This window comes from Streptomyces sp. NPDC057702 (assembly GCF_042799315.1).
Taxonomy (GTDB): Bacteria; Actinomycetota; Actinomycetes; order Streptomycetales; family Streptomycetaceae; genus Streptomyces.
Genome location: NZ_JBHVJC010000041.1, coordinates 43671 through 66452, shown reverse-complemented (window position 1 = coordinate 66452; position 22782 = coordinate 43671). Strand labels below are relative to the sequence as shown.

At 76.0% G+C, this 22782-nt stretch carries 18 protein-coding genes; 10 read left to right on the top strand and 8 right to left on the bottom strand.

All coding sequences use genetic code 11. The annotated features are described in order from the left end of the window. Positions 1-133: 133 nt before the first annotated feature. Positions 134-742 (bottom strand): helix-turn-helix domain-containing protein, encoded by a 609-nt coding sequence (locus ACFVFR_RS26965; RefSeq protein ID WP_383706249.1) that lies wholly within the window; start codon positions 740-742, stop codon positions 134-136. 317 nt (positions 743-1059) lie between these two features. Between ACFVFR_RS26965 and ACFVFR_RS26960 the strand changes: the two genes are divergently transcribed. From ACFVFR_RS26960 to ACFVFR_RS26950, 3 genes are all read left to right on the top strand, one after another. Then, entirely contained in the window at positions 1060-1365 is a 306-nt protein-coding gene (locus ACFVFR_RS26960) for a hypothetical protein (RefSeq protein ID WP_383706247.1), read from the top strand. 257 nt (positions 1366-1622) lie between these two features. Then, entirely contained in the window at positions 1623-2732 is a 1110-nt protein-coding gene (tsaD, locus tag ACFVFR_RS26955) for a tRNA (adenosine(37)-N6)-threonylcarbamoyltransferase complex transferase subunit TsaD (RefSeq protein ID WP_383706245.1), read from the top strand. A 436-nt stretch (positions 2733-3168) separates the two neighbouring features. Continuing rightward, positions 3169-4206 (top strand): LysR family transcriptional regulator, encoded by a 1038-nt coding sequence (locus tag ACFVFR_RS26950; RefSeq protein WP_383706253.1) that lies wholly within the window; start codon positions 3169-3171, stop codon positions 4204-4206. A gap of 231 nt (positions 4207-4437) precedes the next feature. Here ACFVFR_RS26950 and ACFVFR_RS26945 read toward each other — a convergent pair whose 3' ends face one another. Continuing rightward, positions 4438-5382, bottom strand: a complete 945-nt coding sequence (locus tag ACFVFR_RS26945; RefSeq protein WP_383706251.1) for a DNA polymerase domain-containing protein — start codon at positions 5380-5382, stop codon at positions 4438-4440. Between the two features lie 254 nt (positions 5383-5636). Here ACFVFR_RS26945 and ACFVFR_RS26940 point away from each other — a divergent pair, with 254 nt between their 5' ends. Next, entirely contained in the window at positions 5637-6467 is an 831-nt protein-coding gene (locus ACFVFR_RS26940; protein WP_383706243.1) for a MerR family transcriptional regulator, read from the top strand. A 2304-nt stretch (positions 6468-8771) separates the two neighbouring features. On the opposite strand, the gene ACFVFR_RS26935 is transcribed toward ACFVFR_RS26940, so the two are convergent. Further along, a complete protein-coding gene (locus tag ACFVFR_RS26935) occupies positions 8772-9896 on the bottom strand; it encodes an endonuclease/exonuclease/phosphatase family protein (RefSeq protein WP_383706241.1) in 1125 nt (374 codons plus the stop codon). 1306 nt (positions 9897-11202) lie between these two features. Between ACFVFR_RS26935 and ACFVFR_RS26930 the strand changes: the two genes are divergently transcribed. After that, positions 11203-11784 (top strand): hypothetical protein, encoded by a 582-nt coding sequence (locus tag ACFVFR_RS26930; RefSeq protein ID WP_383706239.1) that lies wholly within the window; start codon positions 11203-11205, stop codon positions 11782-11784. A gap of 635 nt (positions 11785-12419) precedes the next feature. On the opposite strand, the gene ACFVFR_RS26925 is transcribed toward ACFVFR_RS26930, so the two are convergent. Further along, the gene (locus ACFVFR_RS26925; RefSeq protein WP_383706237.1) at positions 12420-13481 is read right to left on the bottom strand and encodes a CAP domain-containing protein; all 1062 of its coding nucleotides are present in this window, start codon (positions 13479-13481) and stop codon (positions 12420-12422) included. Positions 13482-14018: 537 nt separating this feature from the next. On the opposite strand from ACFVFR_RS26925, the gene ACFVFR_RS26920 reads away from it, so the two are divergent. Continuing rightward, positions 14019-14423, top strand: a complete 405-nt coding sequence (locus tag ACFVFR_RS26920) for a hypothetical protein (RefSeq protein ID WP_383706235.1) — start codon at positions 14019-14021, stop codon at positions 14421-14423. A gap of 141 nt (positions 14424-14564) precedes the next feature. Here ACFVFR_RS26920 and ACFVFR_RS26915 read toward each other — a convergent pair whose 3' ends face one another. Further along, positions 14565-15485, bottom strand: coding sequence for a LysR family transcriptional regulator (locus ACFVFR_RS26915; RefSeq protein WP_383706233.1), 921 nt, complete (start codon positions 15483-15485; stop codon positions 14565-14567). A gap of 74 nt (positions 15486-15559) precedes the next feature. On the opposite strand from ACFVFR_RS26915, the gene ACFVFR_RS26910 reads away from it, so the two are divergent. From ACFVFR_RS26910 to ACFVFR_RS26895, 4 genes are all read left to right on the top strand, one after another. Further along, positions 15560-15955 carry a hypothetical protein gene (locus tag ACFVFR_RS26910; RefSeq protein ID WP_383706231.1) on the top strand — a complete coding sequence of 132 codons (396 nt, stop codon included), beginning with the start codon at positions 15560-15562 and terminating at the stop codon, positions 15953-15955. Between the two features lie 711 nt (positions 15956-16666). Further along, positions 16667-17716: an ATP-binding cassette domain-containing protein gene (locus tag ACFVFR_RS26905; protein WP_383706229.1), complete on the top strand. Its 1050-nt coding sequence runs from the start codon at positions 16667-16669 to the stop codon at positions 17714-17716. Next, on the top strand, positions 17713-18576 hold the full coding sequence (locus ACFVFR_RS26900) for an ABC transporter permease (protein WP_383706227.1): 864 nt from the start codon (positions 17713-17715) through the stop codon (positions 18574-18576). Before ACFVFR_RS26905 ends, ACFVFR_RS26900 begins: the two co-directional genes overlap by 4 nt. 200 nt (positions 18577-18776) lie before the next feature. After that, positions 18777-19562 carry a VOC family protein gene (locus ACFVFR_RS26895; RefSeq protein ID WP_383706225.1) on the top strand — a complete coding sequence of 262 codons (786 nt, stop codon included), beginning with the start codon at positions 18777-18779 and terminating at the stop codon, positions 19560-19562. Positions 19563-19661: 99 nt separating this feature from the next. Here the strand turns inward: ACFVFR_RS26895 and ACFVFR_RS26890 are convergent, their stop codons facing one another. From ACFVFR_RS26890 to ACFVFR_RS26880, 3 genes are all read right to left on the bottom strand, one after another. After that, positions 19662-20177 (bottom strand): Pycsar system effector family protein, encoded by a 516-nt coding sequence (locus ACFVFR_RS26890; RefSeq protein ID WP_383706223.1) that lies wholly within the window; start codon positions 20175-20177, stop codon positions 19662-19664. 158 nt (positions 20178-20335) lie between these two features. After that, positions 20336-21655, bottom strand: a complete 1320-nt coding sequence (locus ACFVFR_RS26885) for a DUF4407 domain-containing protein (RefSeq protein ID WP_383706222.1) — start codon at positions 21653-21655, stop codon at positions 20336-20338. Next, positions 21648-22781, bottom strand: coding sequence for a hypothetical protein (locus tag ACFVFR_RS26880; RefSeq protein ID WP_383706220.1), 1134 nt, complete (start codon positions 22779-22781; stop codon positions 21648-21650). Before ACFVFR_RS26880 ends, ACFVFR_RS26885 begins: the two co-directional genes overlap by 8 nt. Position 22782 lies beyond the last annotated feature (1 nt).

The following is a 22782-nucleotide window of genomic DNA, read 5'->3' as shown; positions in this document are numbered from 1 at the left end:
TGCTCACCTGCGAGTCCGCCGTCGGCACCTGTGCCTTCTGCTACGGCCGCTCGCTGGCCACCGGCAAGCTCGTGGACATCGGCGAGGCCGTCGGCCCGCCGGGGGACGCCCGGGGCGGGTTGGCGGGAGCCGGTCACGGCGCGCCGTCGGCAACGTCCCGGCGGGCCGTCGGTCGCGCCCGTACGTGCATGCGCTCGCCCTGCCGGCCGAAGAGGCTGAGCACCTCGACGGGGCCTTCGCCGGTGGTGCCGAACCAGTGCGGCAGCCGGGTGTCGAACTCGGCCGCCTCCCCCGCCCCCATCACCAGATCGTGGTCGGCCAGCACCAGGCGCAACGTCCCGGCCAGCACGTACAGCCACTCGTACCCCTCGTGCACGCACGGCCGTGGCGTGTCCCGGTCGGCCGGCAGGACCATCTTGAACGCCTGGAGCGGGCCGGGCTGGCGGGTCAGCGGCAGCACCGTGTTCCCGTGCGCCCGACGCGGTGTGAGCCGCACCCGGGGGTCGCCGACCTCGGGCGCGCCGACCAGTTCGTCCAGCGGCACCTGGTGGGCCTGCGCGATCGGCAACAGCAGCTCCAGGCTGGGCCGGCGCTGTCCGGACTCCAGGCGCGAGAGCGTGCTCTTCGAGATCCCCGTGGCCTGGGCCAGCCCGGACAGGGTGACGCCGCGCCCGGTGCGCAGCCGCTTGAGCCGGGGGCCGACCTCGGTGAGGGCGCGGGCGATGGCGGGTGACTGTTCCACCCACCCATCGCAGCACACCCGTCCCCACAACGGCAACGTGGATTGCCGATCCCGCACTACGCGGCACGGTGCGACGCGCGGGTGGTCGGCCGGGGGCCCGGGCCGCGTCGGGGGGGTCCGTACGGGCGGCGTTCCCCGCACGGGGGCGTTTCGCGCGCGGAGGCCCCGCACGGGGGGGGTTCCGTACGGGAGGGGTGGTGGCGACGGGGCGGGCGGGGGCGGGCCGGGGTGGTCGGCCGGGGTGGGTTCGGGCTGGTGTCGGGCCCGGCGGGGCGCTTGAGACGTCGCGGGCGGGGGCACCCGAAGGAGGCCGTGACGTGCGGCGCCGCACACGAGGCGGCCACACGATGGGGGTGATCAGCGTGGAGAGCGACCTGACCGACGAACTGCGCTCCAGGGCGGGCGTGTTCACCGACGAGCACGAGGGTCTGTACGTGTCCGTAGCCGCCGGCAACACCGTGGAGCTCGGCGGTGACCGGGCCGGCGAGCTGTTCCAGGCGGCGGCCGACTGGCTCGCCGCCGACCCGAGGTACACGGTGCTCACCGTGCGCTGGGAGCACGCGGCGCGGGACCCGCGTCTGCGGCTGGCGATCAGCCTGGACCGCGCCCCGGACAGCGCCTGAGCCACCACCGGGCCCGGGTCCGCACCACGACGGACCCGGGCCCTCGCCCACCCCGGCCAGCCCGCCGCCCCGGCCGACCCACCGGCCGACCCATGGGCCGGCCTCGGCGCGCCGCGCCGCCGGGCCGCACCGCCGGGCACTCGGCTCCGTCGCTGCCGCGCGGCGGCTTCTTGCACATGGTTCGCAACTACACTGGACGTGCGATAAGCGACCCGCACCCGCATCCACCAGACCCGCGACCACGGCAGGACAGGCCCATGGCTTCCACGGCAGGCGCGCAGCGCATCGTGCTCGGCATCGAGTCCTCGTGCGACGAGACGGGGGCGGGCGTCGTGGTCGACGGGCGGCTGCTGGGACACGCGGTGGCCTCCAGCATGGACGAGCACGCCCGGTTCGGCGGCGTCGTGCCCGAGATCGCGGCCCGCGCCCACGTCCACGCGCTGGCCCCGGTCGTACGCCGCGCGCTGGACGACGCCGGCATCGGCATGCGGGACATCGGGGCCGTCGCCGTGACCACCGGCCCCGGCCTGGCCGGCGCGCTCCAGGTGGGCCTGGCCGGCGCGAAGGCGCTGGCGTACGCGCTGGACGTGCCGCTGCACGGCGTGCATCACCTGGCCGGGCACGTGGCCGCCGACACCCTGGAGCACGGGCCGCTGCCCGACCCCTGCGTGGCGCTGATCGTCTCCGGCGGACACACCTCGCTGCTGCTCGTCCGCGACCTCGCTCGCGACCCGATCACGCACCTGGGCGACACCCTGGACGACGCGGCCGGCGAGTGCTTCGACAAGGTCGCCCGGGTCTTCGGGCTGCCCTACCCGGGCGGGCCCGCCATCGACCGGGCGGCGCGCGCGGGCGACCGGCGGGCGGTGCGGTTCCCGCGCCCGCTGACCGGGCCGCGCGACGACCCGTACGCCTTCTCCTTCTCCGGCCTGAAGACCGCCGCCGCCCGCTGGGCCGAAGGGCACCGGGGTCGCGAACTGCCGGTGGGGGACGGGGCCGCCGCGCTCCAGGAGGCCGTCGCCGACGTGCTGACCCGCAAGGCGGTCGCGGCGTGCCGGGAGCACGGCGTACGCACCCTGCTCGTGGTGGGCGGCGTGGCCGCGAACTCGCGGGTGCGGGAGCTGGCCGCCGAGCGCTGCCGGGCCGCCGGCATCACGCTGCGCGTGCCGCCCCCGCGCCTGTGCACCGACAACGGGGCCATGATCGCCGCCGTCGGCGACCTGCTGGTACGGGCCGGCGCCGAGCCGGCCCCGCTGGACGTCTCGATCGACCCCTCGGCGCCGCTGGAGCGCGCGGCCCTGCACCCGGTCGCCTCCCACGGCCCGCGCCCCGCACCCGCCGCACCCACCCTGGCCCCGACCGGCTGAACCCCGCGCACGGGAACCACCCCGGTCGTGGCCGTGGCCGTCAACCCGACCGGTGTCGCGCCGACCCCGCTCACGACGTGGGTCGCGGGTCGCGGGTGGGAAACGGGCGGGTGGCCGCGAGCGGGATATCGGGACGAGAGGGAATCGGGACGGGGGAATCACGTCGTACCGCTCGTACCGCTCGTACCGCTTACGCGGATCTACCGGGGTGCGGGTCGGGTATTTCCGGGCTTTTACGTCATGCTGCGTGGACGGATTCTGGCGTGTTTTACGCGCGTTGCCACGGCGGTAAACTCGTGGGCCCGACAAACGCGGGTGAGGGGTCGTTGGTGGAAGGCGAGAGGCGCGTATGTCCGTACCCAGTCCGCTGGGGCCGGGGGCGGTGACGGGGCGCAGCCGCCCGTTACAGAGCCCCCTGCCGCTGCTCGACACGACGATGGACCAGCTCCGCACGCTCATCGTGGTGCGGGAGACCGGCACGGCGCTGGGTGCGGCGCGGGTGCTGGGGCGGGAACAGTCGAGCGTGCAGAAGCAGCTCGACACGATGAACCGGAATTTTCGTGAGCTGTGCGGCGAACCGCTCGTACAAAAACAGGGGCGCGGAAAGGACGTGCTGTTCACCGGCACCGGTGAGGCGCTGGTGGAATTGGCGCGCGGCACCCTCGACGACTGGCTGGACGGAATCCACGACTCCCGACGGCGGCTCGGCACATCACTTCAGGTGGGGACGACCCGCTTCACCCTGGGATATCTGGCGGGCGCGGGCGAACGGGTCGCGGAGGAATTCCAGCGCCGGGGCGTGGAACTGAAGATCGGCCACGTGCGCACCCGGGACGTGCTCGGCAGGTTGCGGGCCAAGGAGGTCGACCTGGTCTGCGGCAGCGTGGTGACCAGGCCGGGGCGGGACGAGGCGCTGGCGGACATCGACGTCATGGAGTGGCGGCGCGGCGGTCTGTCGCTACTCACCAACCTGCCGGCCAGCCGACTGCCCGGCCCGACCGTGGTCGCCAGCGAGCTGCGCCAGCTCCCGCTCGTGGTGTCCACCAGCGGCCTGATGGCCGGCGTGCTCCAGGCGTGGTTCGGCCCCGACTTCCGCAACCGGGTCCGCGTCGCCGCCGAGATCGACACCGTCAACTACGGCTACGAGCTGCTGCGTTCGGGGCTCATCGACGGCTGCATGGTCGTCACGACGGGCGTCGGGCAGGCCGCCCGCGACCCCCGCACGGCGTACGCGCGGGGCCTGCGCGTGGTCGACCTCGTCAACGACGCGGGCCCCCCGGTCGAGGTCCTCCTGGGGGCCTTCGCCCGGCGCGGCGAACGCACCACGTACGCCGCCGACCACCCGCTCAACGTGCTGTGGCGCGCGCTGGCCACCGAAAGCGACCGCTGGCGGGCCGAACAGCGCTGGCCCACCCCCGGCATGGAGCCCGATCCGTTCGCGGCTCTCAGCGCGTACCACCCGAGCGAGAGCTGACGCCCGACGCCGGCCCGGCCCCACGCGGGGCGGCCTCTTCCCGGCCGGGGCGGCGAGCAGCGCGTACTCCGACTGGTCGGGCGGGGCGGGGGTGGCCCGCTCCCAGCCGGCGACCTGGCCTTCGGGACCAGCCGCCGGGCGGCCGAGTCGCCCGGTCCGTGGGTCGCCGGGCCAGCGGGGCGGCGGGATGTCGGAGTGGTCGCGGGTGGTGGCGGGGCACGCGGGGTTCGGCTAGCGCAGGGCGGCCAGGCGGTGGCGGGCGCGGTGGAGGGAGCGGGCGCGGAAGGCGCGGGCCGGCCACGGGTTGGTGGTGGCGAGTCGGTCGCCGATGGTGGCCAGCGTCCAGCGGTCGGCCCGCAGGTCGGGGTCGGCCAACTCGTCGGCGCTGATGGGGGTGGCGACCGGCGCGCCGGGCCTGGCCCGCACCGCGTAGGGGGCCACCGCCGTCTGCGCGTAGCCGTTGCGCAGTGTGTCGAGGTAGAGGCGGTCGCCCCGGTCGGCGACGCGCGGCTCGGTGGTGAGTCGGTCCGGGTGGCGGGCCACCAGCACGTTAGCCGCCTCGCGCGCGAACGCCCGTACCGCGTCGAAGTCCTCCGTACGGTCCAGCGGCACGATCGCGTGCAGCCCCCGCGAACCGGTGGTCATCAGGCGTACGGGCAGGCCCAGTTCGTCCAGCAGCTCGCACACCCGGTACGCGGCCCAGCGCGCCTGCTCGAACGCGTCCCCCGCTCGCGCGTCCTCGGCCGACGCGTCATCCGCCGGCGCGTCGTTCGCCGGGGTGGCCGGGTCCAGGTCGAAGACCAGCCGGTCGGGGTGGTGGGGGCGGTCGGCGCGGGAGAGCCAGCGGTGGGGGGTGATCGTGGCCTGGCCGGCGAGGTAGGCGAGGGTGGCCGCGTTGTCGCACACCACGTGGGTGACCGTGCCGCCCTTCTTGGCCAGCTCGGCCAGCGGCACCCAGCCGGGGAAGTAGTCGGGGGCGTTCTTGTTCATCAACGGGCGGCCTCCGATGCCGTCCGGGTGCCGCTCCATCATCACCGGCCGCCCACGCAGCTCGGGCAGCGCGCGCCGGGCCACGGCGCGGTAGTGCGCGACCAGGTCGGCCTTGGTGAACCCGTCGTCGGGGAACAGCACCTTCCCCGGCCGGGTCAGCTCGAAGACCCGCCCGCCGACCCGCAGCCGACGCGTCCCCGCGCCGGCCGCCTCTCCGCCGCCCCGGTTCGCCTCGCCCGACCGCCGCTCGCCCGACCGCCGCGTGTTCCGTCGTTCTCCGTCGTCACTCACGCCGACAACGGGTATCCGCCGCCGCGCGCCGCAAACGTCCACGCGGCGCCACCGCCACCCACCACAACGGGCTCCGACGCAGGTCAGAGGCTTGGCGCGGGGTTCGCCTTGACCATGACACCGTGTGAGGCACTGCACTGGAGGGCGTCATGTTCAGCATCGGAGACTTCGCCAAGCACGGCCGCGTATCGGTCCGCATGTTGCGTCACTACGACGCCATCGGACTGCTACGCCCCGCCCACGTCGACCCGCACACCGGCTACCGCGGTTACCGGGCGGGCCAACTGGCCCGCCTCAACCGCGTCATCGCCCTCAAGGACCTCGGCTTCACGCTCCAGCAGGTGCGGGCCGTGCTCGACGAGGAGGTGGACGTCGGTGAGCTGCGCGGCATGCTGCGGCTGCGACGGGCCGAGGTCGCGGCGGCGATGGCGGCCGACGCGGCCCGCCTGGCCGGCATCGAGGCGAGGCTCCGGACCATCGAGAGTGAGGGAACCATGGCTGCGGACGAAGTGGTCGTCAAGAGCGTTCCGGCGGTACGGGTGGCCGAGTTGTCGGGCCGCGCGGACAGCTTCGAGCCCGAGCACGTCGGCCCGGTGATCGGCCCGCTGTACGAGGAGCTGTTCCGCCGGCTGGCGGCGGCCGACGTCTCCCCGACGGGCCCCGGCATCGCGTACTACGAGCCGGCCCCGGGCGAGGGCCCCGAGGGCGCGGTGACCGTGCACGCCGGGGTCACGGTCACGGCGGCACCCGCGCCGGAACACGGGTTCCAGATCGTGGACCTGCCCGGCATCGAACAGGCCGCGACCATCGTGCACCGGGGCTCGATGGACGCCGTCCTCCCCACGGCCCAGGCCCTGGCCCACTGGACCGACGCCCACGGCTACCGCTCCACCGGCTACGCCCGCGAGCTCTACCTCGACTGCGACGGCCCACAGGAAGGGTGGGTCACCGAACTCCAGGAACCCGTCACCCCAGCGTGACGCCCTCCCGGGCGGGCGATGCCCTGCCGGGCGGGCGATGCCCTGCCGGGCGGGGCGGGGGCTCACCTTCCGTGGTGCCCAGCGTGACGCCCTCCCGGGCGGGGTGTGGGCTCATCCTGTGCGGGTCCTGGGTGGCTGGTGAGCGCGGCCTGTTCCGGGTGCCCTGCCCGGGCGGGGGGCTCGTCGCGCGGCGGGCCGCCTGCCCGGCGCGGGTGGGGATGACAGGGACTCGCCGTTGGCGGGCGCGGCTGGTGGAGGTCCGCCGCTGCCGGGCACGGCCCGTACGGGGTGCCCTGCCGGGCGGGGGCTCGCATCGCGGCGGCCCGCCTGCCCGGCGCGGGTGGGGATGACAGGGACTCACCGTTGGCGGGCGCGGCTGGTGGAGGTCCGCCGCTGCCAGGCGCGGCCCGTACAGGGTGCCCTGCCGGGCGGGGGCTTCGCCCTGCGGCGGCCCTCCCTGCCCGGCGCGGGTGGGGCTGCTGGGCACGGCCCGTACGGGATGCCCTCCCGGGCGGGGGCTCGCATCGCGGCGGCCCGCCTGCCCGGCGCGGGTGGAGATGGCAGGGAGTCACCGTTGGCGGGCGCGGCTGGTGGAGGTCCGCCGCTGCCAGGCGCGGCCCGTACAGGGTGCCCTGCCGGGCGGGGGGGGCTCGCCCTGCGGCGATCCGGCTGCCCGGCGCGGCTGGGGCTGCTGAGCGGGACCCGTACGGGGTGCCCTGCCAGGCGGGTTCGCCTTGCGGCGGCCCTCCCTGCCCGGCGCGGCTGGGGCTGCTGAGCGCGACCCGTATGGGATGCCTCCCGGGCGGGGGGCTCGCCCTGCGGCGGCCCCGCGCGGGGGCTCTGGGTAGCTGGCGAGCTTGGCCTACAGGCTCGGCCTGTTCTGGGTGCCCTGCCGGGCGGAGGGCTTGCCCTGCGGCAGCCCGCCTGCCCGGCGCGGGTGGGGATGCTGGGCACGGCCCGTACGGGATGCCCTGCCGGGCGGGGGCTTCACCCTGCGGCGGCCCTCCCTGCCCGGCGCGGGTGGGGCTGCTGAGCGCGGCCCGTACGGGACGCTCTGCCGGGTGGGCGGGGCTCACCCTGCGGTGGCCCTGCGCGGGGGCTCTGGGTAGCTGGCGAGCTCGGCCTACAGGCTCGGCCCGCTCCGGGTGCCCTGCCAGGCGGAGGGCTCGCCTCGCGGCGGGCCGCCTGCCCGGCGCGGCTGGGGCTGCTGAGTGCGACCCGTACGGATGCCCCGCCAGGCGGGGGGCTCGCCCTGCGGCGGCCCACCTGCCCGGCGCGGCTGGGGCTGCTGAGCGGGACCCGTACGGGGTGCCCTGCCAGGCGGGGGTCTCCCTGCGGCGGCCCCGCGCGGGGGCTCTGGGTAGCTGGCGAGCGCGGCCTACAGGCTCGGCCTGCCCCGGGCGCCCTGCCGGGCGGGGGCTCTCCCTGCGGCGGCTTCCTCGCCCGGCGCGGGTGGAGATGGCAGGGACTCACCGTTGGCGGGCGCGGCTGGTGGAGGTCCGCCGCTGCCGGGCACGGCCCGTACGGGATGCCCTGCCGGGCGGCTGGGGCTGCTGAGCGGGACCCGTACGGGGTGCCCTGCCAGGCGGGGGTTCGCCTTGCGGCGGCCCTCCCTGGCCGGCGCGGGTGGGGCTGCTGAGCGCGACCCGTACGGGATGCCCTGCCGGGCGGGGGCTCGCCTTGCGGCGGCCCCGCGTGGCAGGCCCCTCTGGGTGGTCGGCGGAGCGCGGCCCGTACGGGGGTCTTGCCGGGCGGGCGGCGTGCCCGCTCTGTGGCAGTCCTGCGCGGCTGACGGGTATGGGTGGTACGGGCCCCCCGCCCGGGCAGGAGTAAGGGGCTCACCCTGCGGCGATCTCGCGTCGCTGGTGGGTGGCCCATTGGCAGGGGGGCGGCGTGGCTTGCCGCGATCTTCTCATCGTGCCTGTCGGGTCCCACCCTGGTGGCTCTGACCGGCCCACCCCGCTGTCCGGGCCGCGCCCGTCCCGCGCGGCCCGGCCCGTGTCGCTGGCCGGTGGTGGTTCGCGTGCGCGGGGAGCGGCGGGCCGCACGGGGTGCCAACGTGCTGGCGGATTCGGGCTGTTGTCGGACCCCGGGCGCCGTCCGGCTTGGGCTGCCGTCCGGCTCGGGGCTGTCGCGGACTCGGGGCCGGTGTCGGACTCGGGGCCGCCGGCCGGCCCGGCGCTGCCGTCCAGCCCAGGGCAGTCCCCGGACTTCGGGCTGCCGTCCGGCTCAGGGCAATCGTCCTGCTCAGCCGTCCGGAGCTGTCGGCGAGCTCGGGGGTCGTGGGTCAGGGGTTGTCGTGGGTCAGGGGTTGTCGTCGGTCGGGGTTTGTCGGGGGGCGGTCAGGGCGCGGTGGGGCTGGGGGTGTGCGTGGAGGCGCAGGTCGACCAGGAGGGCGCGGTGGTCGGTCTTCGGCAGGTCCAGGAAGCGGGCGTCGCGGGTCGACCACGCGTCGCTGACCAGCACGTGGTCGATCTGCGCACCGAACAGCGGCGTCGTCAGGGTGGGCCAGGACGGTGTGCGCGAGACCCCCGCGAGCCGGGCGCTGTCGCGTAGACCGGTGTCGAGGAGGTGGCGGAACGCCGCGTGGTCCTGGGAGGCGTTGAAGTCCCCGGCGATCAGGGTGGGCAGCTCGCCACGTCGTTCGGCGTACGCGCGCAGGCGCCCCAGCTCGGTGCGCCACAGGTCGAGGCCGCCGGGCTCGGGCGGCATCGGGTGTGCCACCTGGACGCGTATCCACCGCCCGGCGATCAGGGCCCGCGCGCCCGGCATCGCGAGCGAACCCGGTACGCCCGCCTCGTCGCGCAGCGGGTACACGCTCAGGATCGCGGAGCCCTGGGCCGGTCGGCCGGGCACGATGTTTCGGTACGGGTAGGCCGCGCGTAGCGCGGGCGACTCCAGCGCGCTCACGCACCGTTGGTCGCACTCCTGGACCGCGACCAGGTCGGGCCGCTCGCGACGCAGCGCGGCCACCAGACCGTCGGTGGCCTGGCCGTACTCCAGGTTGGCGGAGAGTACCCGGGGCCGGGCGACCACCGGCCCGCTCGGGCCGCCTGCCCCGGCGCCCTCGTACGGCTGGAGGTACCAACCCGTCGCGAGGAGGGCGACCAGCGCCCAGGCACACCCAAGCGGCCAGCGGGCCAGCGCCGCGAGCAGCAGGGCGAGCGCGCCGGGCAGCAACAGCCAGGGCAGGAAGGCCAACAGTTGGGGCACCGGTGTCAGGCCGTCCACGTCGGCGGCCCGATGCCCGAGCACGACGCTGACCAGGACGAGCAGCACCACCGCGCACCCGGCGAGCACCCACCGCCCCCACCCGCGCGGCAACCGCCCCAGCCCCCGAGCCCCCCGCCACCACCACGAGCCCGTCACATCTCCGCCGCCTGGCGCGCCCGCCCCGTCCGGCACCGCTCCGGCGCCCTCCCCGCCCATCCCACCTGAACCTCCACCCGGCACATCCCCGGCGCCCCGCACACCCACCCCAACGAGGTCGCCACCCAACACACCCCCGGCATGCGGCGCACTCGTCCCACCGAGCCCACCCTCACCACCCGGCGCACCCACCCCAGCCCGGCCGTCACCCGACGCACCCCCACCGCCCGGCACACCCGTCCCAACCAAGCCACCGCTCGACGGGCCCCCGGCGCGTCGCGCACCCACCTCACCCGAGCCACCGTCCGGCGCACCCCCGCCACTCAGCACACCCGGGCCGCCACCCAATGCCCCCACCTCAACCGGGCCGCCGCCCGGCACACCCTTGGCACCCGGCGCCCACGCACCGCTCGCCACACCCCCGCCCTTTGGCGGACACGCGTCACCGGGCGCTCCCGTGTCGAGCGACAGGCTTCCGCCGTCCGGCGAACGTTCGCCGCCCGACGCGTCCACGGCTGACGGGTCCTCGTCCGACGCGGCGCTGGTCGCGTCGCCGGCCGCCTGTGCGTCAGGGCTCGACGCACCGGTGGCCACCGCGGCCTCGGCCGCCTCCTCCCCCACACGCCCGGCCGAGGACAGGCCCGCACCCCGCACACCCGCCACACCCTCAGCCGAGGCCCGCCCCACACCCGCCACACCCTCGACCGGGGGCAGGCCCGTGCCCCGCGCATCCACCGCCTCCGTGTCGCCCACGCCCCGCGCGCCCACCGCCGGGTCGGTCCCGGCCCGCGTCCCGTCCCCCGTGTCCCGCGTCGCGGGCCGCGGGTTGGCGACCGCGTCTCGGCTTTCCACGCTGTGGCCCTTCCGTCGGTGCTCGGCGGACCCGCCGCACCGTACGCGCCGCCGCTCTCGTACCCGATCCTCCTACACCGGCCGTTGGGCGACGCGTGGCGTACGGCCGGGAGAGGTGGCGGGGCCACCACCCGCGCGCGCCCGCGCGTGCGGGGTGCCGGCCCCACCAACCCAGCTAGGAGCACCTTCGGTTCACGCGCGCCCGCGCGCAGGGTGCCGGCGGGTGCGTACCGGGACTGGTCGGTGGGGGCACGGGGGCCGGAGAACGGGGTGGTGTCCCGCCGTGTGCGGGCGGCGGCAGGGGGGCGAAGGGGGAGGCCGGTGGGCGGCGATGCGCACCGGGGGCCGGGTGAGCGGATGCGGACGGCGACGCGCGTGACGCGGGCGGTGGTCGCGGTGCTGGCGGTGGTCGCGGTGGTCGCGGTGGCGCCGATAGTCGTCGCGGTCGCGTGGGAGACGCCGTGGTGGCTGGTGGCGCTCGCGGCCGGCGGCCGGTGGCGCGGGGGGGGGCGGGGTGGGGCTGCTCGCGACGACGAGGAAGCTGCCCCCGGCCCACACCACGGAGCGCACCGCCACGGTCGTCGGCCGCGTCGTGACCGGCCCCGCCGACACCCACGACGGACTGGTCGCCGTCGCGGTCGCGAGCGGGCCCGACGCCCCGCCGTTCACCTACCTCATCGCCGACCGCGTCCACGAGGACCACCCGTCACGGTTCGCGGTGGGCGCCCGGTGGCGGGTTCACGAGTTCCTCGGCGACCGGCAACGTGACGTCCTGACGTGGGCTCATGACGACGTCCTACGCACCGGGTACGACCTCAGCGGCCTCCGGATCGGCAGGGAGTCGGGCGGCACCACCGGCTACGGTTCGGAGCTGCTCGCACGCGGCTTCCGTCCCATGACTCGCCCCTGCCCCACACTCACCCTGCGAGACACACCCACCCTGGGAGAGAGGCCCCTCAGCCACACCCACCCCCGCGCGCCGCCCCCTCCCGTACGCCACCCCGCCGTGGGGCCACCGCACACCGGCCGGGGCCGGCACACACCGGAACCCGCACGCGCGGGAACGCCCACGCGGGGGGGGGACGCGCACGGGTAGGAGCCCGCACGCACCGAGGCCCGCACGCACCAGAGCCCGCGCACGCCGAGACGCGCACGCCTAGGCGACCCACACGCGGCCCACGCCGGGGCCGGCACACGCCGGGGCCGGCACACGCCGGGGCCGGCACACGCCGGGGCCGGCACACGCCGGGGCCGGCACACGGCCAGAGCCCGCGCGCACCGAGACCCGCACCCGCAGGGACCCACCCACGCCAGAGCCCGCACGCGCCAGGCCCCGCCCCGGCCGCACCTGCGGGCCCCCGCCCCGGCCGCACCCGCGGGCCCCCGTCCCAGCCGGCCGGGGCGGGCCTCACTCCGGCCACACGCACAGAACCCCGCCTCGACCAGGCGGGGCCAGCTCACCCGGACGCGCGGCGGAGCCGCTCCGCGAGGGCGGCGGGCAGCGGGGAGCCGCGTTCCGGCGGGAGCAGCCGTCGGGACTGGGCGGCTCGGCCCAACTGGAGGGGGCCGCGCCTCACGCGCGTCGTAGTCGGCTCTGACCTGGTACGGGGGCGGCATGCCCGGCGCCCTGCCAGCCGCCGCGCGGGCCGCGCGAACGGGTCTCCCCCGGCCCGAACGCCCCGGGGGGCGCTTGGTCGGAGAGGCTCGCGGCCCGGCGGCGTACGGCTCGGGTCAGCGGCCCGTCGCGAACACCTGTGTCCACCACGGCCCGCCGGAGCCCTGTTCGACGCCCAGGCCCATCTCGCGGAAGGAGCAGTTCAGGATGTTGGCGCGGTGTCCGGGGCTGTTGAGCCAGGCGTCCATGACCGCGTCGGCGTCCGACTGGCCACGGGCGATGTTCTCGCCGACGGTGGACCAGGTGTATCCGGAGCGCGTGACGCGGTCGCCGACCGTCGAGCCGTCCGGGCCGGTGTGCGAAAGGTCCCGCTCGTCGGCCAGGACACCCGCGTAGGTGTCGGCGACCCGGTTGAGGGTGCCGCTCGCGGCCAGCGGCCGGCAACCCGCGTCCGTACGCGCCTCGTTGACCAGGGCCAACACCTCCGCCGTGACGCCACTGGGGGCCGTCTTCGGCGTGTCGCGGGCGTCGCCGCGCGGACCGCTGTCCCGCGCGTCGCGCCCCGCGTCGGAGCCCGGCCGGGACGAGCCGGGGCGGCTCCCGCCACCGGAACCACCGGAGCCACCGGAACCGTCCCCATCGCCGGCGGCGTCACGGGCGCCACCGGAGTCGCGTCCCGCCCCGTCGCCGGGCCGGCCGTCGTCGGCCGCGCCGGTGGACCGGGCGCCGCCCTGTGGCCCGGCCGCGCGCGAACCGCGCGACTCCGCCGCCTCCTTGGTGGCGTCCGCCGTCCCGGTGGCGCCGTCGGAGGGCCGCGCGCTCTTCGACGGGCCGGGTGCGCGCGTCCCGGGCGGTCTGGTCGGCTCGGCGGCCCGGCGCGACGCGTCCGGGGTGGGGCTCGCGGCGTCGACGGAGCGCACGTGGTCGGCCCCGTCCGCGACGCTCCTGCCGTCCGAGCCGTCGTCGTCGAGCGCGACGTACGCCGTCACGCCGCCGCCCGCGACGACGGCGGCGAGCGTCAACGGCAGCCAGACCGGCCGCTTCGCCCGGCCCCGGTGGCCACCGCGCGACCGGTGCGACCGGCGCCCGCCGGCGGCGCCCTCGCCTCCTGTCGTGCCGGTGCCGGTGGCGTCGGCCGGCTGGTCGGGTCTGGAAGAGGTACGGCGACGTGGGGTCATGAGTTCGAATCCTCCATGGGGGGTCGCACAAAGATGGCATACGCGACGCCCGAGGTCACCCGTCCGAGTGGGGCGCCTGGGCCGCGCGTGGTCCGTATCAATCCGGCTGTCCGCCGAGGTCTTCTCCCAGGCGGGCACGCGAAGTGACGAGTGGGGGGACGTTGTTGCGCTCCCCCACCGCCGTCGCCGATTCCCGACAACGCGTCACCCTTCCCCCGCGTGCGCGGCCCTTCGCCCGCTCGGCCTCGCCCGCGCGGCCCCGCGCGGCGCGCGTACGGCGCGTGTGCCGACGGCGTGCGGCCGGGCCCGTGGGGCATCTCACGTGGCGGCGCGGGGGTCTTGTCGCGCGGGCGCGACGTGTGGTTACTTTCGAGTAAGAAGAGGTCCGTGCGGACGCCTGAGGCGGGCGCGGGGCGCGGGCGGGATGGGCTTCGCGCGACGTCGGTACGCGGCGACGCGGCGGGCCCACGGCGGTCGCGCCTCTCGCGGGTCGCGGCGTCCGCCGGCCCGTGGACCGCTCACCCGCTGGAGCTCACGATGGCCCTGCCCCGCCCCACCGCCCGCGCGCTGGCCGGGCTGCTCGCCGGCGCGGGCGTCGCGCACTTCGCGGCGCCCCGCCCCTTCGACGCGATCGTGCCGCGCGCCCTGCCCGGCAGCCCGCGCACCTGGACCCGGCTGAGCGGGGCGGCGGAACTCGCCCTCGCGGCCTCCGTCGCACTGCCCCGCACCCGCCGCGTCGGCGCCCTGGCCACGGCCGGCTTCTTCGCCGCCGTCTACCCGGCCAACATCAAGATGGCCCGCGACTGGCGCCACCGCCCCGCCCCGCTCAAGGCCCTGGCGTACGGCCGCCTGCCACTTCAACTCCCGCTGCTGGCCTGGGCGTTGTACGTGGCCCGACAGGCCGAAGGACAGCGGTCCGAGGGGTGGCGGTCCGAGCGGTGAGCGGTGCGTGGCGGGGCTGAACGTCGCGGAACGCGTCCGGGGGGCACGGGCCGGTGAGCGCGCCCGGAGCCGGCGCGGCGGGCGGCGTACGGAGCCGGCCGGGGCGGCGGCGTACGGAACCACGGGCCGGGGGCCGGGGCGTCACGGGCGGGCCGGGTCGAGTCTGCGGGCGATGACGGCCTGCTCCTGGAGCGCGGCCAGGGCGCGGGCGATCGCGGGCTGCTGCCGACTGCCGCTGCGTACGCAGGTCAGCACGCGGCGGCAGGGCTGCGGGTCGCCGCGTACCGGGACCCGGGTCACGCCGGGGTGCGCGGTCAGCGGAACGAGCCGGGGCACCAGGCAGACGCCCAGGCCGTGCGCGATCAGGGCCAAGACCGAGGCCCAGTCGCCCGCGTGATGGTCCATCCGGGGCGCGAAACCGGCCGCCCCGCACAGCGACTCGATCAGCCGGCGCTGGTCGTGGTGGGGCGCGATCCACGTCTCGGCCGCCACCTGCGGCAGGTCCACCACCTCCGACCCGGCCAGCGGGTGGCCGAGCGGCACCACGAGATCCTGCTGGTCGTCCAGGAGCGGCTGCTGGTCGAAGCGCGGGTCGTCCACCGGCGGGCTGTCGGGCAGCGGGGTCAGCACGGCGATGTCGATCCGCCCGGACAGGAGCTGCTGGTAGCACGCGTCGCTGTCGGTCTCGCTGATCCGCACCCGCAGCGGCGTCGTCTGCTGCAGGGCGCTGGCCGCCGGTGCGAGCAGCGCCCCGAAGCAGGTGGCGAAGCCGCCGATGTGCAGCGTGGTGTGCTGGTCGCCCGCCTCTTCGGCCAGGTCCGCGCGTACCCGCTCCCACTGCGCGAGAAGGTCGTCCGCGTGCCGCAGCAACACCTGGCCGGCCGGCGTCAGCCGGAGCCGACGGCCGTCGCGCACCAGCAACGTCGCGCCCACCGCGTGCGAGAGCTGGCGCAACTGCTGCGAGACGGCGGACGGGGAGAGGTTCAACGCCTGCGCGGTGGCCGTGACCGTGCCCCGCGCGTGCAGCACACGCAGGGCCTGAAGGAGCCGCAAGTCAACCATGCGGAGATTCAACACGGTTCCATGCTCAATCTTGCGATGGACGCGCACGAGGGTGCGGCCCGAGCCTTGACCGCATGGAGTTCCCAGGCGAGGACGAGGCGAGCGACACAGACGGCCCCCGTAAGGCGGGCTCCGAGACGGGAACAGGGGTGGGGACCGACGTGGGTACGGGTTCCGGCAAGGGCGCGGGCACGGGTTCCGGCGCGGGTTCGGTGCCGGGTGCGCGGTCCGGCGCGGATTCCGCGTACGGCGCGAGCGCGAGGGCGGGCTCCGGGCGGTGCGGTGACTGCGGCTGGCCGCTGGCGGAACCGGTGCGGATCGTGTCCCGGCACCGTACGACGGAGGGGGTGGTGGTGTACGCGCGGTGCGTCTGCGGCCGGCTGCGGGTGTGGGTCGAGCCGCCGGACGGCGCGGCGCGACGGCTGGTCATCGACGGTACGGACACGCCTCTGCCCTGCGGCGGCGAGTAGCCGCGCCGGCCCGACCAGCCGGACCGGGCCCGGTGGGGCCGGCGCGGGGCGGGGGTGGCGCGAGCGAGGGCGGGCGTGAGCCGGGGGCGGGCCGGAGCCGGGGCCGAGTCCGGTGGGCCGGCGCGGGCGCGAGCGGGGGCGGGCCCGGGGGTGGCGCGAGCGGGGGGTCGCGCCCGGCCGCGCGGAGCCCGGCGCGACGGGGGCCCGCTCGTACCGTCACGCCTCCGACCTGGGCCGCCTCATGATCCACAGGGCATTGTCAGACCCCCGTACTACAGTCGTCGACACCAGAACACCAGAGCGGATATCACCCACAACCGCCAGGTCACCCTGGTAGTTCGACGGGGTTCGCGGGTGTCGGTGCGCACCGACACCACCGTGCCTCGCTGTCCCAGACCGCCACGTCGACGGTTCGCCGGGTACCGGCCGACCACGTCCCTTTCCGCACCACGGCGCCGCGTGCCACGGCGGCACGTCGCGTCCCCACCGCCGAGCCGCCGACGCCCGCGAGCCCCACGCCGCGCGTTTCCGTAGCCCCGCGCCACGCCCACCGGGCCGCCCCGGGTCGCTTCGGCGATCCCGCGACCGCCCCCGACCACCCCGCACGGCACCCCGCACTCCGCACCACGCCTCCGCGACCCTCCGCACCCCACGGGACACCCGCACCCGTCCCACCGTGCTCGACGAACCGCCCGCACGAAAGGAAACGTCATGAGCGAACCCGGGGCCGATCTGGCCATCGAGACCTTCGGCCTGGTCAAAGTGTTCGGCGAGACCCGCGCCGTGGACGGGATCGACCTGGCCGTGCCCGCCGGCACGGTCTACGGGGTGCTCGGGCCCAACGGGGCGGGCAAGACCACCGCCGTGAAGATGCTGGCGACGCTGCTGCGCCCGGACGGCGGCGAGGCCCGCGTGTTCGGGCACGACGTGGCGCGCGAGCCCGACGCCGTGCGCGCCCGGGTCAGTCTCACCGGCCAGTACGCGTCGGTGGACGAGGACCTGACCGGCACGGAGAACCTGGTCCTGCTCGCCCGACTGCTGGGCCACCGCAAGCCCGCCGCCAGGGAGCGGGCCGCGCGGCTGCTCGACGCGTTCGGGCTGACCGAGGCGGCGGACCGGCAGGTCAAGAAGTACTCGGGCGGCATGCGGCGCCGGATCGACATCGCCGCGAGCATCCTCAACACCCCCGACCTGCTGTTCCTGGACGAGCCGACCACCGGCCTGGACCCGCGCAGCCGCAACCAGGTGTGGGACATCGTGCGCGCCGTCGTCAGCCAGGGCGCCACGGTGCTGCTGACCACGCAGTACCTGGACGAGGCGGACCAGCTCGCCTCCCGGATCGCCGTCATCGACCACGGCCGGGTCATCGCCGAGGGCACCAAGGGCGAGCTGAAGGCGTCGGTGGGCGCCGGGTCGGTGCACGTACGGCTGCGCGACGCCCACCAGCGCCCCGAGGCCCAGCGGTTGCTGGCCCACCACCTGTCCGCCGAGGTCCGCCTGGAGCACGACCCCGTGGCGCTCACCGCCCGCGTCGGCCTCGCGGGCAACGGCGCCGGGGCCACGGAGCAGGCCGCCCGAGCGCTGCACGAGCTGTCGGGCGCCGGCATCACCGTGGACAACTTCTCCCTCGGACAGCCCAGCCTGGACGAGGTGTTCCTCGCCCTCACCGACCACCCCGCCACCGGGCCGAACGACCCGGCGCACGCCCCGGGCCCGACCGGTGCCGGCGACCCCACCAGCAGGGAAGGGACGGCGGCATGAGCACCGCACCCGTGACAGAAGCCCGCACCACGGCCACCGAGGACCTGGCCCCGGTCTCGACGGAGAGCCTGGCGGCGGTGCTGATCGCCAAGGAGCGCCCACCCCGGCCCAGCGCCTGGTCCACCTCGCTGGCCTTCGGCTGGCGGGCGGTGCTGAAGATCAAGCACGTGCCGGAGCAGCTCTTCGACGTCACCGCCTTCCCGATCATGATGGTGCTGATGTACACGTACCTGTTCGGTGGTGCGCTCGCCGGCTCGACCACGGACTACCTGCAGTTCCTGCTGCCGGGCATCCTCGTGATGAGCGTCGTCATGATCACGATGTACACCGGCGTCGCGGTCAACACCGACATCGACAAGGGCGTCTTCGACCGCTTCCGTACGCTGCCGATCTGGCGGCCGTCGGCCATGGTCGGCTATCTGCTGGGCGACGTCCTGCGGTACGCGATGGCGTCGGCCGTGATGCTGACCGTGGGCCTGATCCTGGGCTTCCGCCCGGGCGGCGGAGTGCTCGGCGTGCTGGCCGGGATCGCGCTGCTGATGGTCTTCTCGTTCTCCTTCTCCTGGATATGGACCATGTTCGGGCTGCTGCTGCGGAGCGAGAAGTCCGTGATGGGCGTGAGCATGATGGTGCTCTTTCCGCTCACCTTCCTCAGCAACATCTTCGTGGACCCCGCGACCATGCCCGGCTGGCTCCAGGCGTTCGTCAACAACAGCCCGGTGACCCACCTGTCGTCGGCCGTGCGCGGCCTCATGGACGGCGACTGGCCCGCCGGGGACATCGCCTGGTCACTGGGGTGGGCCGGCGCGCTGGTGCTGGTCTTCGGGACGATCACGATGCGGCTCTACAACCGCAAGTGACCCCGCCCCCGCCGGGCGCGACCCGCCCCGCGGGGCGGGGCGGGCCCGGTGCGCGGGGCGCCGAACGGCGCGTACCGGTGGTCGCTGCCATCCTGGGAGGAGGCGGACGCGGGGCGCCCCGGGGCCCGCGCCCCCGCACGCCCCCGAGGCGCGGCCGTGACGCGCGACGCGCAACCCACACGACCCGGAGGTCCAAGGCCATGCTCACGACTCACTACGCGCCGGGCGCCCCCGTCTGGCTCGACCTCGGGGCGCCCGACGTCGAGGCGGCCACCGCGTTCTACGGCGGGGTCTTCGGCTGGGAGTTCCGGTCGGCGGGGCCCGACGCGGGCGGGTACGGGATGTTCCAGCTCGACGGGAAGGACGTCGCCGCCGTGGGCCCGCTGACGGCGGAGGGCGCCAGCCCGGCGTGGACGCTGTACTTCCAGACGGCCGACGCGGAGGCCACCACCCGCGCGGTCCTGGAGGCGGGCGGCGCGGTCCGGGTGGAGCCGATGGACGTGTTCACCGCCGGCCGACTGGCCCAGTTCACCGACCCGACCGGCGCCGAGTTCGCCGTCTGGCAGCCCGGCGACACCCGGGGGCTGGACGTGGTCAACGTGCCCAACACGCTGTGCTGGTCCGAACTGCACACCACGGACGCGCGGGCGGCGACCGACTTCTACCGGCGGGTGTTCGCGTGGGAGGCCGAGCGGACCCCGATGGTCGACGTGGACTACACGGTCGTCGCCCCGCCGGGCGGCGGGCGCGACGCCTCGCACGGCGGCATCATGCAGTTCCCGCCGCAGGTCGAGGTGGGGGAGCTGCGATCGCGGTGGTACCCCTACTTCGAGGTGGAGGACTGCGACGCGGCCGTCGACGCCACCGTCCACCACGGCGGCACGGCCCTGACGGCCACCGACGACGCCCCCGGCATCGGCCGCATGTCCATGGTGCTCGACTCCTTCGGCGCCCAGTTCGCCCTGATCACCAGCGAGGCGGCGTAGGCGAGGTGGGCCGGCGTGGGCGGGGTGGGCGGCGGAACGCGGGCCCGCCCCCCGCGCCCGCCCCCGCGCCCGCCCCCGCGCCCGGCGCGGCGGACGGGGTCAGTGGTCGGCGCCCATCAGGACGCCGACCGTGGTCAGCGCGACGAACGCGCCGCCCCAGACCATGCCGCCGCGCACATAGCGGTACTTCATGACCACCAGTTGGGACAGCACGGCGAGTTGGTTCAGGTCACGCCGGTGCGGGTCGGTGTGGCGGACGACGTGGGCGAGTTGGCCCGGCGTGCCCAGGGCACTCACGTCGCCGAAGTAGTGCGCCCGGTGGGCCAGCGGGGTGCCCGTGCGGGGCAGGACGGCCAGCGCGAGCAGCCCCAGCGACGGGAAGGCCGCGGCGCAGCCGAGCCAGAACAGGACCTGTGCCGCGATGCCGTACCGCAGGGGCGTCACGCCGCCCGCGCTGACCGCGCCGACCAGCGCCGCCAGGGTCACCCCGAGGCCGGAGAGCATGGTGTTCGCCTTCTGGTCGGCCTTCAGCATCTCCTCGCGCGTCTCGGTCAGGAGTGTCCGCGCGAGCCGGCCGCCACGCCTGTCACGGGTCGTTCGTCGTGCCGCGTCCATGGTGCGTCCCTTCGTCCACGGTGACCGCTGCCGCCCACGCCCCACGCTCCGAACCCGCCCGGGGCGACCCCGCCCCCGGCACACCACCCGCCCCGCCCCGGTACGCCGCCGGGCCCACCCCGCCGCCGCGCCCGGCCGGCGACTCGCCCGGCCGCGCCTCACACCGGTGTCGAGCGGCGGATCTCGTCCTCCAGACCGTTCACCGCCTGTCTGACCCGGATGTTCATCGCGGCCGTGTGCTCGCGCCGCTCGGCCTCCAGTTCCGCCTGGTGACGCCGTACGCGCTGGGCGGCGCGCTCGCGGGCGATCTCACAGTCGGCCAGCCGTTCCCGTTCAGCCACGCGTACCTCTTCCTCGTAGACCGTGACCGCGCTGTGCACACGCGCGCTCAACAACCGGTCGTAACCGCTCTGCCCGCTGAAGAACTTGACCACGGCGGGCAGCACGTCGATCAGCACGAAGAGCAGCCGCAGCATCCACACGCCCACGAACAGCGTGGTGTTGTCCCGCGTCAGCTCCTCCAGGGCACGCATCCGTTCCAGGACGCCGATGGCGCGCTGCTTGTCGCGCTCCGCGCCGACCCGGCGCTCCACCGCGCGGTCCCGGTCGCGGACGAACGTGGCGCGCGAGGCCGCCAGCTCCCGCCCACCGCTGCCGACGCGCTCGGTCAGCTCGGCCAGCTCCCGCTCCCGGGCGGCGGTGCGGTGGGTGGACCGGTAGTCGGCCGCCCGCTGGCGCAGGCGTACGCACTCCGAGGTGCGGCTCAGCAGGCCGGTCCCGGCGTCGCGGATCAGCCGCCGGCACTCGGTGCGTACCTCGTCGTCGAGGGTGGCCAGCCGCCGGTTGTCCTCGTCCACCCGCCGCTGGAGCGTGCCGGCCCGCTCGCGCAGGTCGGCCAGTTCGTCGGCGGCCACCCCGGGGCTGGCGCCGAAGGACAGCACGTACGTGTCGCAGCCCGCGCCCGGCGCCTCGGCCCCGGTGGCCCGCGCGGGGTCGGGGTTGCAGCGCAGCAGCCGGGTGCGCAGCGTGTCCAGTTCGGTGTGCCGCTCGTCGCGTACGCGCTCCTCGACGGCGGTCTGGAACACCCGCAACACCAGCGGCTCCGCGACCACCACGCCCAACAGCACGGCCACCAGCACGCGCATGACCAGCGGCCCGGCCCGCCGGCCCGTCGTGGCCTGCGGGGCGACCAGCCACAGGTCGAGGTTGAGGACGAACACCAGCCAGACCAGCGCGGGCGCCAGCGCCAGCCAGGGCGACCCGCCCATCGCCTGGCTGGCGAAGTTCCACATCGAGAACGCCGCGATCACCGCCGTCCCGAGCACCACGCCGCCCAGCGCCGTGTACCTGGCGCGCTCGGGCCACACGCGCGCCAGCAACCGCTCGTCCACTCCGGTCAGCCCGCGCAACCGGCGCGCCAACCCGCCGGAAGGCTGGTCGGGCTCGGGCGCGCGGGGCGGGTCAGGGGCGTCAGTCAACGAGGTCGTCCTCGTCGGTGAGGAAGTCCCCACGGCCCTCCCGGTCGTGCCCGCGCGCCCCGCCACCGGGACCGCCCGGGGCACCGGGGTAGGCGCCGGGGTAGCCGTCGGGGTGGGCGCCGGGCTCGCGGGCTGGCAGCACGCCGGGCACGGCCTCCGCGGCGGGGGCGCCGGCGTCCAGAGCGCCGGCGGGCGGCTGCGGCCGGCCGCTGTCCAGGACCTGTTGGAGCACGTGCTCGACGTCGTAGATGCTGCCCGCGTCGCGCATCTGCTCCAACACGGTGACCAGCAGCTTGTTCCGCAGCGCGCGCTCCTGCTCGGCCTGGTCGTGCGCCCGCTGCCCCTCCCGGGTGGTCAGCTCGCGGTCCCAGGCCCGGTCCTCGTCCGCGAGTTGGTGCGCGCGGCCCGCGAGCGAGGCCACGTCGAGGTCCTCGCGCACCACGGCGAGGGCGTCCACGTACGAGGTGCCCTGGGCCAGCAGCTCGGCCACCCGGCGCACGTCGTCGTTCTCGAAGTCCCGCTTGCCGCGCTCCAGTTCCCGCGAGCGCCGCTCGTCGCGTATCCGCTGCTCCCAGGTGCGCAGGTCGTCGGGGGTGAACACGTCGCAGCTCACGTACTCGGCGCGCACGCCGAGGATGGTGGGCACCACGATGGCGGTGTACGCGGTCATCCGCTGGCTCACCAGCTGGCGCACCGTGTTGACCTCCTCGATGCGGTGGCCGGCGCCCGAGTGGGACAGCACCGGGTCGCCGGCGAGGTAGGCGCGCAACGGCAGCGCCACGTCCACGGTGCCCTGCTGGGCGACCAGGGCCGGATCGGTGACCTGGCAGGTGAAGGAGGCGCGCACGGTGAAGGCGTCCGCCTCGCTCACCGACGGCAGCACCCGCTCCACCTCGACCAGCCGGGCCCGGGTGTCGACCAGGCTCACCGACGCGGCCTCCATGACGTCGGGGTGCCCCGGGTCGAACGCCACGCCGCTCGGGTACTCGCGGTACGTCCCGCGCACCCGGAAGACGTAGACGGCCCCCGGCGGCAAGGCCGGCACGTCCTCTCGGCCACGGCGCCTGGCCCACCAACCGCGCCGCTCCGTGCTCAGCGCGCGCTCCGCCACTACCGGGTAGTTCACG